This window comes from Pseudonocardia adelaidensis (genome assembly GCF_039543345.1).
In the GTDB taxonomy this organism is placed as follows: domain Bacteria; phylum Actinomycetota; class Actinomycetes; order Mycobacteriales; family Pseudonocardiaceae; genus Pseudonocardia; species Pseudonocardia adelaidensis.
Window position 1 is genome coordinate 23973 of the sequence record NZ_BAABJO010000043.1, and the last position, 16126, is coordinate 40098.

General features: G+C 72.0%; 14 protein-coding genes and 1 tRNA gene. 8 read left to right on the top strand and 7 right to left on the bottom strand.

The annotated features are described in order from the left end of the window. Positions 1–119: 119 nt before the first annotated feature. From ABEA81_RS37390 to ABEA81_RS37410, 5 genes are read left to right on the top strand one after another with little or no spacing between them, the layout of a single operon-like run. Complete coding sequence (locus tag ABEA81_RS37390) at positions 120–359, top strand: hypothetical protein (protein ID WP_345611974.1); 240 nt, start codon at positions 120–122, stop codon at positions 357–359. After that, positions 356–649, top strand: coding sequence for a hypothetical protein (locus ABEA81_RS37395; RefSeq protein ID WP_345611976.1), 294 nt, complete (start codon positions 356–358; stop codon positions 647–649). The genes ABEA81_RS37390 and ABEA81_RS37395 overlap by 4 nt, the downstream gene beginning before the upstream one ends. Further along, positions 646–2058 (top strand): replication initiator, encoded by a 1413-nt coding sequence (locus ABEA81_RS37400; protein WP_345611978.1) that lies wholly within the window; start codon positions 646–648, stop codon positions 2056–2058. Before ABEA81_RS37395 ends, ABEA81_RS37400 begins: the two co-directional genes overlap by 4 nt. A 36-nt stretch (positions 2059–2094) precedes the next feature. Beyond that, positions 2095–2244 (top strand): helix-turn-helix domain-containing protein, encoded by a 150-nt coding sequence (locus ABEA81_RS37405; protein ID WP_345611980.1) that lies wholly within the window; start codon positions 2095–2097, stop codon positions 2242–2244. After that, positions 2241–3614: a tyrosine-type recombinase/integrase gene (locus tag ABEA81_RS37410; RefSeq protein ID WP_345611981.1), complete on the top strand. Its 1374-nt coding sequence runs from the start codon at positions 2241–2243 to the stop codon at positions 3612–3614. The genes ABEA81_RS37405 and ABEA81_RS37410 overlap by 4 nt, the downstream gene beginning before the upstream one ends. A 72-nt stretch (positions 3615–3686) precedes the next feature. Here ABEA81_RS37410 and ABEA81_RS37415 read toward each other — a convergent pair. The 3 genes from ABEA81_RS37415 to ABEA81_RS37425 all read right to left on the bottom strand — a co-directional run bounded on the left by ABEA81_RS37415 (position 3687) and on the right by ABEA81_RS37425 (position 7988). Continuing rightward, positions 3687–3763 (bottom strand) — tRNA-Met (locus tag ABEA81_RS37415). A gap of 78 nt (positions 3764–3841) precedes the next feature. Then, positions 3842–6778, bottom strand: coding sequence for a UPF0182 family protein (locus ABEA81_RS37420; RefSeq protein WP_345611983.1), 2937 nt, complete (start codon positions 6776–6778; stop codon positions 3842–3844). Positions 6779–6971: 193 nt separating this feature from the next. Beyond that, complete coding sequence (locus ABEA81_RS37425; RefSeq protein ID WP_345611985.1) at positions 6972–7988, bottom strand: YlbL family protein; 1017 nt, start codon at positions 7986–7988, stop codon at positions 6972–6974. A 102-nt stretch (positions 7989–8090) separates the two neighbouring features. Between ABEA81_RS37425 and ABEA81_RS37430 the strand changes: the two genes are divergently transcribed. After that, complete coding sequence (locus tag ABEA81_RS37430; protein ID WP_345611986.1) at positions 8091–9521, top strand: zinc-dependent metalloprotease; 1431 nt, start codon at positions 8091–8093, stop codon at positions 9519–9521. A 22-nt stretch (positions 9522–9543) separates the two neighbouring features. Here the strand turns inward: ABEA81_RS37430 and ABEA81_RS37435 are convergent, their stop codons facing one another. After that, positions 9544–10128, bottom strand: coding sequence for a M48 metallopeptidase family protein (locus tag ABEA81_RS37435; protein WP_345611987.1), 585 nt, complete (start codon positions 10126–10128; stop codon positions 9544–9546). A 121-nt stretch (positions 10129–10249) separates the two neighbouring features. On the opposite strand from ABEA81_RS37435, the gene ABEA81_RS37440 reads away from it, so the two are divergent. Beyond that, positions 10250–11242 (top strand): hypothetical protein, encoded by a 993-nt coding sequence (locus ABEA81_RS37440; protein ID WP_345611989.1) that lies wholly within the window; start codon positions 10250–10252, stop codon positions 11240–11242. Between the two features lie 90 nt (positions 11243–11332). Continuing rightward, positions 11333–12673 carry an ABC1 kinase family protein gene (locus tag ABEA81_RS37445; protein WP_345611991.1) on the top strand — a complete coding sequence of 447 codons (1341 nt, stop codon included), beginning with the start codon at positions 11333–11335 and terminating at the stop codon, positions 12671–12673. 572 nt (positions 12674–13245) lie between these two features. On the opposite strand, the gene ABEA81_RS37450 is transcribed toward ABEA81_RS37445, so the two are convergent. The 3 genes from ABEA81_RS37450 to ABEA81_RS37460 all read right to left on the bottom strand — a co-directional run bounded on the left by ABEA81_RS37450 (position 13246) and on the right by ABEA81_RS37460 (position 16088). Further along, complete coding sequence (locus ABEA81_RS37450; RefSeq protein ID WP_345611992.1) at positions 13246–13602, bottom strand: WhiB family transcriptional regulator; 357 nt, start codon at positions 13600–13602, stop codon at positions 13246–13248. Between the two features lie 125 nt (positions 13603–13727). Next, positions 13728–13904: a hypothetical protein gene (locus ABEA81_RS37455; RefSeq protein WP_345611994.1), complete on the bottom strand. Its 177-nt coding sequence runs from the start codon at positions 13902–13904 to the stop codon at positions 13728–13730. A gap of 123 nt (positions 13905–14027) precedes the next feature. Continuing rightward, positions 14028–16088, bottom strand: a complete 2061-nt coding sequence (locus ABEA81_RS37460; protein ID WP_425570825.1) for an ATP-dependent DNA helicase UvrD2 — start codon at positions 16086–16088, stop codon at positions 14028–14030. Positions 16089–16126: the final 38 nt, after the last annotated feature.

A 16126-nucleotide genomic window follows, 5' to 3' on the forward strand; every position in this document is an offset into this window, starting at 1 on the left:
CCCTGGCGGCACCACCCCATCGAACGGCGGGAGGCCTGCCCGACGAGCGACCAGGCCCGGGCAGGCCACCCGCACCCACCCCTTCGTCCCTGCGACCCGTCGATCACGGGAGAACAGCCATGCCCACCACCCACCGCCGCGAGCGCTACGGCCGATACCGGATCCGCAACATCGCCGCCGACGCCTGCCGCTACGTCGAACTCGTTGACGACCACGCCGAACTGGACTGCCCGCGCTGCGCACAGACCCTGCGCGGCCGCCGCACCGATACCGACGTGTTCCGCGAGGGCGGGCCGCTGTGGTCGGTCCTGCTGGACCACCTGCTGCACGACTGCCCCGCCGTGGAGGTGGCCCGATGACCACCACCACACGGGCGGCGCGGATGTCTCGGCTGCGGGTCCTCGCGCTCACCGAGGACGAGCGCTACCGCCACGGCTGGAGCGTCTCCGGCGGCCGCAGCACCCAGCGCTGCCCCTGCTGCCGCACCAGCGTCTGGGCCCCGCTACCCGACCCACCGAGCGAGGTCCTCGACGTCCGCGACCCCGACGCGATCGACAACTACCACCGGCAGGTGCTCGATCGGCTCACCGACGCGGTGTTCGACCACCTGGACCACGACTGCCCCGACACCCGAGAGGACAGCCGATGACCACCACCACGACCGAGCCGGCCACGACGACCGACCCGGCCACCGCGACCGATGCGGCGATCAGTGCTCGGCTGCGCGCTCCGGACTACCGGCAGTGGCGGGCCGCGGTCGAGGCCACCGGCGGCTGCGCCGCCCCGATCCAGCTGCGCGGGTCCACCACCATCCTGGACCGGGACGGGCAGGTCCTGATCGAACGTGGCGGGGATGTGCTTGCCCCTTGCGGCAACCGCCGCGAAACCGTCTGCCCGGCCTGCTCGGAGCGCTACGCCGCCGACGCCTTCCACCTGCTGCGCGCCGGACTCGCCGGAGACACCGGCAAGGGCGTTCCGACCAGCGTGACCGACAAGCCGCGCGCGTTCCTCACCCTCACCGCGCCCTCCTTCGGGCCGGTGCACACCCGCAAGACCACCCGCCGCGGGTTCGTCGTCCCGTGCGGCTGCGGAGAGCGCCACCACGGCGATGACCCGCGCATCGGCACCGCCCGCGACCCCGACACCTACGACTACGAGGGCGCGGTGCTGTGGCAGGCGCACGCCGCGAAGCTCTGGGGCCGGTTCACCACCGCCCTGCGCCGATCCCTGGCGGCCGCGCTCGGCATCCGGGTGCGCGAGTTCCCCGACCACGCCCGGCTGTCCTACGCGAAGGTGGCCGAGTACCAGCGCCGCGGGCTCGTGCACTTCCACGCCGTGATCCGCCTCGACGGCCCGGACGGGCCTGCCGCACCCTGCCCACCCGGCCTGGACCACGACACCCTGCGGGCCGCGATCAGCCACGCCGCCCAGGTCGCCACGATCACCACCGACCGCACGGACGGCACCCCGATCACCCTGAGCTGGGGGCGGCAGCTGGACCTACGCCCGATCCGACCCTCCGGAGTCGCGCAGCTCGAGGACGAGGCCGGAGAGTTCACCGACGCCGCACTGGCCGGCTACATCGCGAAGTACGCCACCAAGGGCACCGGTGCCAGCGAGGGCGCTGACCGGCCGGTGCATGACATCGACCTTGTCGCGCACCTGGACATCCCGGCCCACCACCGCCGCATGATCGAAACCGCCTGGCACCTCGGCGGCGAACCCCGCTACGAGGCGCTGAACCTGCGCCGGTGGGCGCACATGCTCGGCTTCCGCGGCCACTTCCTCACCAAATCCCACCGCTACTCAGTGACCTTCGGCGCCATCCGCGGCGAGCGCCGCACCTGGCGCCTCGCGCAGGACCTCGCCGAACTCGACGCGGCCACCGACGACCCCAACCAGATCCCGATCGACCTCACCACCGTCACGGTGATCAACGACTGGATGCCAGTCCGCTTCGGACACCGTGACCACGCCGAACGTGAACTCGCACTCGCGATTGCCGAACGCCGCCGCCAGCAACGACGCGCAACGACAACAGGGAGGAACGCGTCATGACCACACAGAAGATCGAGGAGCTTCCGGCGCCCGAACATGGATCGCCGCCCCGCGTCGTTGCTGGGGATCAGCAGGGCGTCCGCATACCGCTACGCCGCCTCGGGGGAACTGCCCGTGCGGCGTCTCGGGAGCCGGGTCTACGACGCCACAGCACGTCTGCTCGCAATGGTCGGGAGGCCTGCGTGAGTGCGGATGGACGCGCGGCGCAGACGAAGGGCATCACGGTCCACCAGCGAGGCAGCACCTGGCACTACAGGCTGGAGCTGGAGCCCCATCCGCTGACCGGGAAGAGGCAGCGCGAGAACCGGGGCGGATTCGCGACCGAAGAGGAGGCCTGGGATGCCGCGATGGCCTCGAAGCAGCGCCACGGGAGTGGTCGACAGGTTCGCGCGTCACGAAGGGCGGTCCGCGCGTTCCTGGCCGAGTGGCTGGACGCCGTGAGCGACTCGCTGAAGCCGTCGACGCGACAGAACTACGAGGACTACATCCGGGCGAACGTCAACCCGCTCATCGGCGATCGGCGCATGCAGGACATCACCGTTCCGGTGCTCAACCTGCTGTATCGGCACCTGCTCACCGAGGGGCGGATCAGGACCGACAAGAACGCCGCGATGTACGCGTACTGGCAGGCGAACCGCGCACGGCACGAAGGCAAGGGCCCCACTCCCGCCGAGGTCGTCACCGCGTGCGGGGTCACGATTCACGCCGCTCGGGCGGCTGTTCGCCGGTTCCGCCGTGGACGGGTGCCGGTCGAGCACGGGACAGGGCTCGCGCCGAAGACGGTCAAGAACATCCACCGGATGCTGCACCGCGCGTTCGGCGACGCCGTGGCGTGGGACTACATCGTGTCGAACCCTGCCGAGCACGCGAGCCTGCCCCGGGAGCAGCGACGGATGGCACGGAACCGGCCGAAGCCGTGGACGGTCGACGAGCTGACGGCGTGGCTGCGGCTCGCGTTGTCCGATCGGTTCGCCGCGATGTGGCTCCTCGCTGCGACAACGGGTATGCGCCGCTCTGAGCTGGCCGGCGCCGATCGCGAGCTGCTGGACCTCGACGCGGCGACGCTCACGATCGAGGACACCCGCGTCGTGGTCGCCGGGCGCACGATCGACTCGGACGGGAAGTCGAACAGCGGGGTGCGGGTGATCTCTCTCGACGCGTTCAGCGTGCAGATGCTGCGCCAGTACCTCGCGGTGCTCGACGACGAGCGCGCGGCGTGGGGGCCCGGCTACGACAGCTCGCACACCAAGCTGATGCGCTACGAGGACGGTCGGCGCCTGCACGCGGACACCGTCACCCGACGATTCAACCGGCTGGTCGACCTCGCGGGCGTGCGCAGGATCCGGCTGCACGACGTCCGGCACACCTACGCGACGCTCTCACTGGACAGCGGCGTCCACGCGAAGATCGTGAGTGACCGCATCGGCCACGCACACGAGGGGATCACGGTCCAGATCTACGGCCACCGATCGACCGGTCACGACCGGGAGGCAGCCGAGCTGGTCGCCGGTCTCATCCGGACCCGCCTCGACGCTCCGACCAGCGATGCCGGGTAGCCCCTGGTCACAGATCTGGTCACAACACATGAGAAACGGCCCTCAGGATGATCTCCTGAGGGCCGTTTCCGGTGGTAGCGGGGGTAGGATTCGAACCTACGACCTCTGGGTTATGAGCCCAGCGAGCTACCGAGCTGCTCCACCCCGCGTTGCTGTTGTAGGAGCTACTCTACACCTCCCCGAAACGCCGCTGCAGCGGGGGGTCCCCACTGCAGCGGCGCCGGGTGTCAGCCTCCGGGGGCCGGTGGAGCGGACGCGGGCGGCGCCTGACCGTTCGCCTGCTGGAACTCCTTGACCGCCGCGTCCAGTGCGGCCAGTGCCCGGCCCTGGGCCGCGAAGTCGCCGGTCTGGTTCGCGGCCCGCAGGTCGACGATGGCCTGCTGGATCGCGGCCGCCGCGGTGGCGACCTGCGGGTTCGACGTGCCTGGCGGCGCGGCGGGCGCGGCGGGAGTGCCCGCCTGCGCTGGCGCCTGCGGCTGCTGCCCGGGAACGTTCGGCACCACCGCGCCGGCACCGGGTAGCACTTGGTCGAGCGCTCCGGCCAGGGTCGCGTCGAAGCCGACGCGCCCTTGGTAGAACACCAGCACCCGGGCCAGCTGTGGATAGCTGACCTCCTGGTTCGCTCTCTCGATGTAGACCGGCTCGACGAACAGCAGTCCACCGGCGACCGGAAGGGTGAGCAGGTTGCCGTAGTCGACCGTGCTCTGCCCGTTCCGGGACAGCAGGCCGATCTGCTCACTCACTTCGGGCGAGCTCACAAGGGCGCTCTGTACGAGCTGTGGGCCTTGGGTCGTGGTGTTGTCCGGTAGTCGGAGCAGCGTCATCTGGCCGTACGTATCCGGATCGGAGCTGACCGACAGGTACGCCGACAGGAACTCGCGTTCCTGGAACACCAGTGCGCTGGTGAGCTGGAACGACGGCGGTGAGCCCGGCTGTGCCGGCGTCCCCGCCAGGATGTAGTACGGCGGCTGCGGCAGCGCGCTCCCGCTGCCGGTGCCCTGGGGTGACGGGTCGGACGGCACGTTCCAGAACGAGACGTTGTTGAAGAAGTCGCCCGGCGTGTCGACGTGGTAGCGCGTGAGCAGCTCGCGCTGCACCTTGAACTGGTCCTCCGGGTACCGGAAGTGCGAGCGCAGCCCCGGGCTGATCTCCGACGCGGGCTTCACCGTGCCGGGGAAGGTCTTCATCCACGTCTGGAGGACGGGGTCGCTCTCGTCGAACGCGTACAGGGTGACCGTGCCGTCGTAGGCGTCGACGGTGGCCTTCACCGAGTTGCGCAGGTAGCTGACGTCCCGGTCGAGCTCGGGGCGCACCCCGCCCTGGCCCGGCTGCAGCGCATCGGTGGTGGACTCACCGAGGGGGGTGCGGTTGGCGTACGGGTAGTTCTCGAGCGTCGTGTAGCCGTCGACGATCCACGTGATCCGCCCGTCGACCACTGCCGGGTACGGGTCGCCGTCCAGGGTGAGCCACGGCGCGACGGCCTGGACCCGGTCGGCGGGGTCGCGGACGTACATGATCTTCGAGTTCTCGTTGATCGAGCTGTTGAACAGGATGTTCCGCTCGCCGTAGAAGAGCGCGAAGACCAGGCGGTTGACGATGTTGTCGAGCGGGACGCCACCGCGTCCCGCGTACGTGTAGCGCTCGGTGTCGGTGTCGTACTCGGTGGGCGCGGACCCGTCCGGAGCCCCCACGATCGAGTACGTGTCGATCAGCTCGCCGTAGTAGGTGCGCGGCTCCTGGACGCGCAGGCTCTCCGGGATATCGGGCTTGTCCGAGGTGAACACCGGCAGGCCACCCTGGCCTCCGCTGTCCTCCAGCGCCGCGTTGATCTCATTGGCCTGGGCGGTGACGATCCCGTTGCCGTGGGTGTAGACGAGGTGCTGGTTGATCCACTCCGTCTGGTTGCCGGACAGGCCGCTCGTGTCGAGCTCGCGCAGGGCGACGATGAAGTCCTGCATCTGGCCGTTGACCTCGTACCGGTCGATGTCCAGCTGGGACGGGAAGCCGTAGAAGGCACGCAACTGCTGCCGCTGTGTGAACGTCCGCTCGACCTTCGCCGGGTCGAGCAGCCGGATGTTCGACATCGTGGCCGTCTCCGCGCGGACCTGCGAGGGAGTGGCGTCCGAGACCCCGCTGTACGGCACTTCGTTGATCTTGTTCAGGCCGAACGCGTCGCGGGTGGCCGCGATGTTCCGCTCGATCGAGAGCGCCTCGCGCTGCTGGGCGTTCGGCGCCACCGAGAACTGCTGCAGCACCTGCGGCCACGCCGCCCCGATCAGCACGCTGGACAGCACGAGCAGGACGGTGGCGATGGCCGGCAGCTGCAGGTTGCGCCGGAACACCGCCGCGAAGAACGCCGCGGCACAGATGATCGAGATGAACAGCAGGATCAGCTTGGCCGGCATCACCGCGTTGAGGTCGGTGTACGTGGCGCCGGTGAAGAGCGGGCTGCGGTTGCTGAACAGCAGCTCGTACCGGTCGAGGTAGTACGCCGCCGCCTTCAGCAGGACGAACACGCCGGCGAGGATCGCGAGCTGGGCGCGCGCCGCCGAGGAGACCTGCCCGGCACGGCCGGTGAGCCGGATGCCGCCGAAGATGTAGTGGGTGATCAGCGAGACCACGAAGGCGATGGCGACGGCGACGAACATCCAGTCCAGCACGTAGCGCAGGAACGGGAGCTGGAAGGCGTAGAAGCTGATGTCGATGCCGAACTCGGGGTCGGCGATGCCGAACCGCGTGGAGTTGAGGAACTGCTGGACGGTCTGCCAGTCGCCCTGCGCCGCGAGCCCCGCGATGACGCCGATGACGACCGGGATGCCGATCCCGAACAGCCGCAGCCGCTGGATGATCACGGTGCGGTACCGGGCGATGGGGTCTTCGGGGCCGCTGACGGGCACGAACACCGGGCGCGTGCGGTAGGCGATCCACAGTGAGAGGGCGACGAGCCCGCCGATCAGCAACGCGCCGACCAGGAACTGCACGATCTGCGTGAACAGCACCGTGGCGAAGACGCCGCGGTACCCGACCTCGCCGAACCAGAGCCAGTCGACATAGAAATTGATCAGGCGGGAACCGCCGAGCAGCAGCAGCACCAGCAGCCCGGCGATGACGAGCAGAATCCGGGTGCGGCGGGACAGCGTCGGGGCTCCCACCGGGGGCCGCATGGCCACAGGGCACGCTCCAGCAGATCGGGGTTGGGCCGCGAGGCGCCCTGCCGGCCCGGTGTGGCGGCAACCTGCCCAGATCGCCCTTCGGCCGGTCCGACCGCACGCCCTGCTGACCCAACTCTACGGACAGGGTGTGGAGTTCCCGTGGGGGCCCCGAATGTCCGAGTTTCCCGGTTTCGCGGGCCCGCGATCAGCAGGCCGGAACGGGCCCGCCCGCCTTCAGCGACTCGAGCGCGGTGACCGCCTCGTGCAGCGTGCCGACGCGCACGAGCTGCAGGTCACCGGGGTTGGTCGCGACTGCTTCCTCGCAGTTCGCCGCCGGGACGAGGAACACCGTGGCGCCCTCGTCGTGCGCCTTGCGCATCTTGAACGGAATGCCGTTGATCGGTGTGACGGTCCCCGTCGGCTCGATCGCCCCCGTGCCCGCGACGAACCGGCCGCCCGCGAGATCGTCGGGCGTGAGCTTGTCGACGACCGCCAGCGAGAACATCAGACCGGCCGACGGGCCACCGATCCCGCCGAGGCTGATGCGGATGTCGCCGTCGCGCAGCCTGGCGCCCAGGATCACGCCGAGCAGGCCCTGCTCGCGGTCGGGCCGGGCCGCGAGCGGGATCTGGACGTCACGCACCTCGCCCGCCCTGCGGTACTGGACGGCGACCGTGTCGCCGGGGTGCGTCGGCCCCAGCACGTCCGACACCTCCCGCACCGAGTCCATCGGCCGGCCCGCCACGGCGAGCAGCTCGTCGCCGGGCTGCAGGATGCCGGCAGCAGGTGTGTCGGGCACCAGGCTGCTGACGATCACGGTGGCGGGCAGCTGCAGCTCGTCCAGCGCGGCCGCTTCGGCGTTCGCCTCCGACGACGTGAACTGCGCGTTGTTCTGCTGCTGGATCTCGTCCAGCGACATGCTGGACGGGTAGATCGGCTCACGCGGCACGACCTGGCTCTCGGGCGACGCCCACAGGGCGAGCGCCGAGAACATCGTCAGCCGGTCGGTCACCGACACCGTCGTCATGTTGAGGTGCCCCGACGTCGGGTAGACCGGCAACCCGTCGACCTGGACGACCGTGGCGCCGTCGACCGTGCCGAGGGTGTCGTAGGTCGGGCCGGGCCCGAGCGCGACCAGCGGCACCGGCAGCGAAGCGCCGAGCACGCCGAGCGCCAACGCGAGCGTGCTCGCGAAGACGACGGTCCAGGTCCGGCGGTTCACGAACGCACAGCCTAAGCCGCTCGGGCACCGGGTCTTCGACGGTGGTCCATTCACACCGAGCGCGAACAGCTGAGCAGCGCGTACCCGCGTACCGTGGACACCATGAGTGACATCCCGTTCGGCTTCGGACCGGGCGACCGCGACCCCGACGACGAGCGGCGCCGTGACCTGGAGGGCGGCGGCCAGGGGGCCAACGACCCGCTCGGGTTCAGCGGTTTCCCGGGCATGCCCATGGGTGGGATGCCGGGCGGTGCGGGCGGCTTCGACGTCAACCAGCTCGGCCAGATGCTCACCCAGCTCGGCCAGATGCTCAGCCAGGCCCAGTCGAGCGGCGACGGCCCGGTCAACTACGACCTCGCCGCGCAGCTGGCGCGCCAGCGGCTCGCGGCCACCACCTCGTCGCTCACCGGGGCGCAGCGCGCCGCCGTCAGCGACGCGGTGAAGCTGGCCGAGCTCTGGCTCGACGCCGCCACCGACTTCCCGGCAGGCGCCACCGAGACCAAGGCGTGGTCGGCCAGTGAGTGGGTCGACGCCAGCCTCCCCACGTGGAAGCGGCTGTGCGACCCGGTCGCGCAGCGCGTGTCGAGCGCATGGGTCGAGGCCATGCCGGAGGAGGTCCGCTCCGCGGCCGGGCCGATGATCGCGATGCTCGGCCAGATGGGCGGGCTCGCGTTCGGCAGCCAGCTCGGCAACGGGCTCGCGCAGCTCGCGGCCGAGGTCGTCTCGTCCACCGACATCGGGATCCCCGTCGGCCCCGACCGGGTGGCCGCGCTGCTGCCGGAGAACGTCGAGAAGTTCACGAAGGACCTCGATCGCCCGTCCAGCGAGGTCATGATCTTCCTCGCGGCCAGGGAGGCCGCGCACCAGCGGCTGTTCACCCACGTGCCGTGGTTGAAGGAGCGGCTGCTCGGCACGGTCGAGCAGTACGCGCGGGGCATCCGCGTCGACTCCTCCCGGATCGAGGAGCTGGCCCGCGGCATCGACCCGTCCAACCCGGGCGCGATCGAAGAGGCCATGCGGTCGGGCATGTTCGAGCCCGAGACCACGCCGGAGCAGAAGGCGGCGCTCGCCCGGCTCGAGACCCTCCTCGCGCTGGTCGAGGGCTGGGTGGACGCCGTGGTCGCCGAGGCCCTCGGCGAGCGGCTGCCCGGCGCCGACGCGCTGCGGGAGACGCTGCGCCGTCGTCGCGGCGCCGGTGGCCCGGCCGAGCAGGCGTTCGCCACCGTGGTGGGGCTGGAGCTGCGGCCCCGGCGCCTGCGTGCGGCCGCCGAGCTGTGGAAGCTGCTCGGCGAGCAGCGCGGCACCGCGGGTCGCGACGCGCTGTGGGCCCACCCCGACCTCGTCCCGACGGCCGACGACCTGGAGGACCCCGCCGCGTTCGTCGGTCGTGCCGAGTCGGCCGACCCGATCGCCGAGCTGGAGAAGCTCGCGGGCCAGAAGGCACCGGAGGAGGACCGCCCCGGGGGCAAGGCGGAGGACGCCACCGAGGACGACGCGGACGGCGAGTCGGACGGCCCGGAGAAGACCACCTGACGGCGCGATCGCCCAGCCGCGTCTAGCCCGTGGCCGACGTCGGCTCGGGTGATTCGACGTCGTCCGGCTCGTCGCCGTCGATGCCCGCCAGCCCGAGGCCTGCGGCCGCCGACAGCCCCTCCAGGTAGCCCATCGCCCGCTCCGCACGCGGGTAGCGGTGCACCCACGCCCAGAAGCGGGCGTCGTGGCCGGGCTCGAGGAGGTGGGTCAGCTCGTGCACCAGCACGTAGTCGACCACCCAGCCGGGGGCGTCCCGCAGCCGCTCGCTGATCCGGATGGTGCCGTCGGCCGGTGTGCAGGACGCCCAGCGGGTGCGCATCGGCGGCACCCACCGCACGCTGGTGGGCCGGGCGCGGCTCTCCAGGAAGCGCCGCGACAGCTCCAGCGACCGCCGCCGGAGCGCGTCGTCGCCCTTGCGGCCGGGGGACCGCCTGCGCGCCTCGCTCCGCTCGAGCCTGCGCACCATCTCGTCCACCCAGCGCCGCTCCTCGGCGTCGCTCATCCAACCGGGGATGAAGACGACGACGGTGTCACCCTCGCGCCGAGCACTGACCATGCGCCGGCGGCGGTCACTGCGCCGGACCTCCACGACCGCGGGCTGCGCCATCACACCAGCCTAGTGGCACCGCATCCCGATCTCGGTTCACGGGACGACCGCCACGAGCAGTTGTCCACAGCCCTGTGGACAGCTCTGAGCCGGTGTCGACCGGCCCGCGCACCATCGAGGCATGACCGCACCCGTGAACCCGTTGCCCCGAGTGCTCCGGCTGCCGCCGCACCGGTCCGTGCTGAAGCTGGGACCCGGATCCCGGATGCTCGGCCTCGACCCGACCGCAGCGGTGGCCGTCGAGGACCTCCCGCCTGCGCTCGCCGAGATGATCGACGAGCTCGCCGCGCCCGTTCCGACGGACGAGCTCGTCGGCCGGGCGGCCGACCACGGCGTCGATCGCACCGACGCGGAGCTCCTGCTCGCCGAGCTGGTCGCCGCGGGTGCGGTCGTCGATGCCGCGGACGTGCAGCGACGGGAGCGGCGGCGCGCGGCGAGCACGGTGGTGGTGCACGGCTGCGGGCCGCTCGCCGTCGGGGTGGTGCTGGGGCTCGCCACGGCCGGCGTCGGCGCGGTGCACGTCGTCACGTCGGGCAGCGTGCGGGAGGGAGACCTGGGCACCGGGCTCCTCGACGCCGACCGCGGCACGGACCGGGCCTCCGCCACGGCGGCCGCGCTGCGGCGACTGCTCCCCCGGGCCAGGACGGGCCCGCCGCCGCAGCGGACCGTGCCCGACCTCGTCGTGCTCGCCGATGCGGGCACACCCGATCCGGTACAGGTCGCCGAGCTGCACACCACCGGCACCGCGCACATCGCGGTCCGGGTGCGCGACGGTGTCGGCGTCGTCGGCCCGCTGGTGCTCCCGGGGCGCACCACGTGCCTCGGCTGCATGGAGATCGAACGCTGCGCCCGGGAACCCGGGTGGACCGCGGCGGCCGCCCAGCTCGTCGGCGTCCCCGGTCGAGCCACGCAGGCCTGCGTCGCGGCCACGGCGGGCCTCGCCACGGCGCAGATCCTCGTGGCGCTCGACGGTCCGGACGGCGCCGCCGCCCCACCGGCGCTGGAGGCCACCCTCGAGCTCGACCCGACCGCGGGCACCATCGTCCGTCGGACCTGGGCACCCCGCCCCGACTGCCGGTGCGGGTGTGACGCGGTGGGCGGGGACACGACCTGATGACATGCGCCGCGGGTCATGGTCAGGACACAATCGAGGTGTGGACGGATTCCCGAGCCGCAGTACCGGTGCCCAGGCCGAGGTGACGACGTGACCGACATCCCGCGTCGCACGGCTGCCCGCACCGCCAAGCTCGCGAGCCTCCCGCTCGGCGTCGCCGGACGCGCGGCTGCCGGATGGGGCAGGCGGCTGGCGGGCGGCGACGGCGAGCAGATCTCCGCCCAGCTCATGGCCAAGAGCGCAGAGCAGCTGTTCGCCGTGCTCGGCGAGCTCAAGGGCGGCGCGATGAAGTTCGGCCAGGCGCTGAGCGTGTTCGAGGCGGCCATCCCCGACGAGTTCGCGGCCCCGTTCCGCGAGTCGCTCGTGAAGCTGCAGTCCGCCGCACCGCCGATGCCGGCCGCCGACGTGCACCGGATGCTCGCCGAGCAGTTCGGACGCGGCTGGCGGGAACGCTTCCGCGAGTTCGACGAGACTCCCGCCGCGGCGGCGAGCATCGGCCAGGTCCATCGCGCGGTCTGGCGCGACGGGCGCGAGGTCGCGGTCAAGGTCCAGTACCCGGGTGCCGAGGAGGCGCTGCGGTCGGACCTGCGCCAGCTCTCCCGGATGAGCCGCCTCATCCAGCCGCTCGTGCCCGGCCTGGAGATCAAGCCGTTGATCGCCGAGCTGCGCGAGCGCATGGAGGAGGAGCTCGACTACCGCGACGAGGCGGCCAACCAGCGGATCTTCGCCACGGCCTACGACGGGGACGACAAGGTCAAGGTGCCGCGCGTCGTGGCGTCGGCCCCGCGGGCGATGGTCACCGAGTGGGTCACGGGCCGGCGGCTGTCGGACGTCATCCGCAGCGGCACCCAGGCCGACCGCGACCGGGCCGCCGCCCTGCTGGCGGAGTTCCACTACTCGGCGCCGGCGCGGGTCGGGCTGCTGCACGCCGACCCGCATCCGGGCAACTTCCAGATCCTCGACGACGGCCGGCTCATGGTGCTCGACTTCGGCGCGGTCGCCCGGCTCCCCGACGGGCTGCCCCGGCCGCTGTCGATCATGGTGCGGCTCGCGCTCGAGAACAAGCCTGCCGAGCTCCTGCAGCTGCTGCGCGACAACGGCTTCCTGCGGGAAGGCTCACCGCTCGCCGCGGAGGAGGCGATCGAGTACCTGGCGCCGTTCACCGAGCCGCTGCGCACCGACTCGTTCCGCTTCAACCGGCGCTGGTTGCAGCGGCAGGCCGAGCGGGTGGGCGACCTGCGGCGCCCCGAGTTCCGCACGGGCCGCGAGCTCAACCTGCCGCCGCAGTACCTGCTGGTCCACCGCGTCACGATGGGCACGCTCGGGGTGCTCTGCCAGCTCGACGCCGAGGTGCCGCTGCGCGGCATCGTCCAGCACTGGCAGCCGTGGATCTTCGACGCCGAGGACGAGACGGCGGGCCGCCACGCCTGACTGCGACCCTCAGCCGAAACGCGAGTCTGGCGCATCAGAACGCGGGACTCACCCTGATCGAATGCGAGACTCGCGCGCTCGGATGAGGTCGCGAGTCCCCCGTTCTGGCAGGGCGAGTCCCGCGTCCGGCAGGGCGAGTGCGCGCGGCTGGACAGGGGGATGGCGCCCCGGATCGCGGTGATCCAGGGCGCCATCCGGTGGGCGGCGTCACGGAGAGGACACCGCCGAATCGCGGACCGGCCGCGGGAGGGCCGGTCCGCGTGGTGGTTACGCCACCCTCACCTGTGCGCGGGCGGCGGAGCGGGCGCGCTCGGCCCGCCGGGCGGCGTAACCGGCGAGCGACGCCCACCGGCGTCCGGCCGTGAACTGCCGGACGAGCGCGTGGTGCCGTGCGGCCTCGAGGGCCTCTTGGTGTCGGCATCTGGCCAGTGCTTCGTGGAGCAACATCGCGGTTCCTTCGCGGTCGCGCTCGACAGGTCGCGTGAAGGCGGCGGTCTGCGGCGTCATGAGGTCGGTCATCGGTATCGGTCTCCTGTGGGCGGGTCCTCGAGGGACCTACGGGGCGGGGTTGATCAGGCGGACATGGCCGCGGCGTACGCGCGGTCCCGGGCGAGGTCGGCCTTGCTCGGGCGGCCGCGAGGCCTCTTGCGCGGGATCACCGTTCCGCGCTCGAAGATCTCGCCGCCCCAGACGCCCCACGGCTCGGCGCGCTGCAGCGCGCCTGCGAGGCACTCGGCCTTGATCGGGCAGCCCGTGCAGAGCGCCTTGGCCCGCTCCAGCTCCTTGGGAGCCTCGGCGAACCACAGGTCCGCGTCGCCGGAACGACACGGCAGGTCCAGCCCGGCGCGGGGTGCCGCGTCGAGCAGGGTCCCCAGCCCGGTGGCGGAGTCGCCGCCGAGCTGCTCCGGAGTGATCGTTCCGCCGTCCAACGGAACTGATCGGACTAGCACTTCAACCTCCTGCGGTGAGTGGGTCGTGCAGGACAAACAAAAAGGCCGCGGATCCCTGGTGGGGTCCGCGGCCTCGGTCTTCTGGCCTGGGGCTCTGAAGTCGTCTATAGATGACGACGCTCCTCTGCGGACACACTTGTGCTGTTATCGGTCCCGAAGCCGCCGAGGATGACGCCGGACGGGCGCTGCTGCTTCCACGCGCGCGCGTACGTCGGCACCACGGACTCCACGCGCGGCAGGGCACCGTGGACGGCGGCGACGAGGTTCGTCATCGTGATCACTGGGGCACCCCCTTCGCGGGTGAGGTCGTGGCTGAAGACGGGCTGGTGAGGTCCGTCGAGAGATGACCGTAGCGACCAGCGCTCCGGCCGCACAACTGATTTACGGGAAGTTTCTCCGATCAACTACCCGGACTCCGCGATCAGCCCGAGGACGGCCTCGCCGTACCGGTCGAGCTTGCGCGCCCCGATGCCGGGGATCCGCACGAGGGAGGCACTGTCGGCCGGGCGGTGCTCGGCGATCGCGGTGAGCGTGGCGTCCGTGAAGATCACATAGGCCGGGACCTGCTGTTCCTTGGCCTCGTCCGCCCTCCAGACGCGCAGCCGGTCGAGCAGCTCGACGTCCACATCGGACGGGCAGTCGGCACATCGGCGCAGCTTCATCGAGTCGGCGCCGATCAACGGCGAGCCGCAGACGCGGCACCGCGGCTTGGGTGCGCCGCGGCCCCCACCGCTGTTCGCCACGCGCGAAGCGGGGTGCTCGTCGGGGATGAGCCCGTAGAGGAACCGGCTGCGCCGGCGCCTGCGCGGGCCACCCGGCTGCCGCGAGAGCGCCCACGACAGGGCGAGCCGCCGGCGCGCCCGCGTGAGACCGACGTACAGCAGCCGCCGTTCCTCCTCGATCGCCTCGTCGTCGCCGTCGGCGTGCTGGATCGGCAGCGTGCCCTCGACGAGCCCGACCAGGAAGACGACGTCCCACTCGAGCCCCTTCGCCGCGTGCAGGGACGCGAGCGTGACGCCCTGGACGGTGGGCGGGTGGGCCGCGTCGGCGCGGGTCTCCAGCTCGCTGGCGAACCGGGGCATGTCGGCCTCGGGTTCGACCGCCGCCAGCTCCTCGGCCAGCTCGACGATCGCGAGCAGCGACTCCCACTGCGCCCGCTGCTGCGCACCGGCGGGCGGGTCGGCCGTGAGCCCGACGGGGGCGAGCACGGCGCGCACCGCGTCGACGAGCGGGGCGTCGACGGCACCGGCGACCCGCACGGCCGTCATCGCCCGGCGCACCTCGGGCCGGTTGAAGAACCGCTCGCCGCCGCGCACCTGGTACGGCACCCCGACCTCGGTGAGCGCCTGCTCGTACACCTCCGACTGCGCGTTGATCCGGAACAGCACGGCGATCTCGCTCGCCTGGGTGCCGTCGGCGATCAGCCGGGCGATCCGCTTGGCGACGGCGGCCGCCTCGGCGGGCTCGTCGTCGTGCTCGGCGAAGTCCGGGTCGGGACCGGGCGGCAGCTGGCCGACCAGCCGCAGCCTGCTGCCGGCCACCCGTCCCCGCGCCGAACCGATCAGCGTGTTGGCCGCCGCCACGACCTGCGGGGTGGACCGGTAGTCGCGCTGCAGCCGCACGACGACGGCCTCCGGGAACCGTCGCGGGAAATCGAGCAGGTAGCGCGGGCTCGCGCCCGCGAACGTGTAGATCGTCTGGTTGGCGTCGCCGACCACGGTGAGGTCGTCCCGTTCGCCCAGCCACGCGTCGAGCACGCGTTGCTGCAGCGGCGTGACGTCCTGGTACTCGTCCACCACGAAGCAGCGGTAGCGGTCGCGGAACTCCTCCGCGACGCCGGCGTGGTCCTCCATCGCCGCGGCCGTGTGCAGGAGCAGGTCGTCGAAGTCGAGCACCTCGGCGCGGTTCTTGAGCGCCTCGTACCCGGCGTACACGGCGGCGACCTGCTCGGCCGGGCCGGGCGTCTCCCGGCGGAGCTTCGCGACGGCGGCCGGGTACTCGTCCGGCGTGACGAGCGTGGCCTTGGCCCATTCGATCTCCGAGGCGAAGTCGCGCAGCGCGGCGGCGTCCGTGCCCGCCTTCACCCGGGCCGCCGCCTGCCCGACCAGCCTCAGCTTGCCGTCGAGCAGCTGCCACTGATCGCCGCCGACGACGCGCGGCCAGAAGTACCGCAGCTGGCGCAGCGCGGCGGCGTGGAACGTGCGCGCCTGCACCCCCGACACCCCGAGCGCACGCAGCCGGGTGCGCATCTCCCCCGCCGCCCGCGCCGTGAACGTGACGGCGAGGACCTGGCCCGGCGCGACGTGCCCGGTGCTGACGAGGTGGGCGATGCGCCGCGTGATCGTGCGGGTCTTGCCCGTACCCGCCCCGGCCAGCACGCACACCGGCCCCCGGGGGGCGGTGACCGCTGCGAGCTGCTCGTCGTCCAGTCCGGCTTCGAGGGTGGGCGCACTCACGGGCCCCATCCTCGCAGCAGGGGAAGACAGGACCGGCGGCGGAGGTT

Excerpts from the sequence above, each read along its gene's own strand:
- ABEA81_RS37395 (WP_345611976.1), top strand. The coding sequence starts at position 356 with ATGACCACCACCACACGGGCGGCGCGGATGTCTCGGCTGCGGGTCCTC.
- ABEA81_RS37430 (WP_345611986.1), top strand. The coding sequence starts at position 8,091 with ATGAGTGACATCCCGTTCGGCTTCGGACCGGGCGACCGCGACCCCGAC.
- ABEA81_RS37440 (WP_345611989.1), top strand. The coding sequence starts at position 10,250 with ATGACCGCACCCGTGAACCCGTTGCCCCGAGTGCTCCGGCTGCCGCCG.
- ABEA81_RS37400 (WP_345611978.1), top strand. The coding sequence starts at position 646 with ATGACCACCACCACGACCGAGCCGGCCACGACGACCGACCCGGCCACC.
- ABEA81_RS37390 (WP_345611974.1), top strand. The coding sequence starts at position 120 with ATGCCCACCACCCACCGCCGCGAGCGCTACGGCCGATACCGGATCCGC.
- ABEA81_RS37435 (WP_345611987.1), bottom strand. The coding sequence starts at position 10,128 with ATGGCGCAGCCCGCGGTCGTGGAGGTCCGGCGCAGTGACCGCCGCCGG.
- ABEA81_RS37405 (WP_345611980.1), top strand. The coding sequence starts at position 2,095 with ATGGATCGCCGCCCCGCGTCGTTGCTGGGGATCAGCAGGGCGTCCGCA.
- ABEA81_RS37460 (WP_425570825.1), bottom strand. The coding sequence starts at position 16,088 with ATGGGGCCCGTGAGTGCGCCCACCCTCGAAGCCGGACTGGACGACGAG.
- ABEA81_RS37420 (WP_345611983.1), bottom strand. The coding sequence starts at position 6,778 with ATGCGGCCCCCGGTGGGAGCCCCGACGCTGTCCCGCCGCACCCGGATT.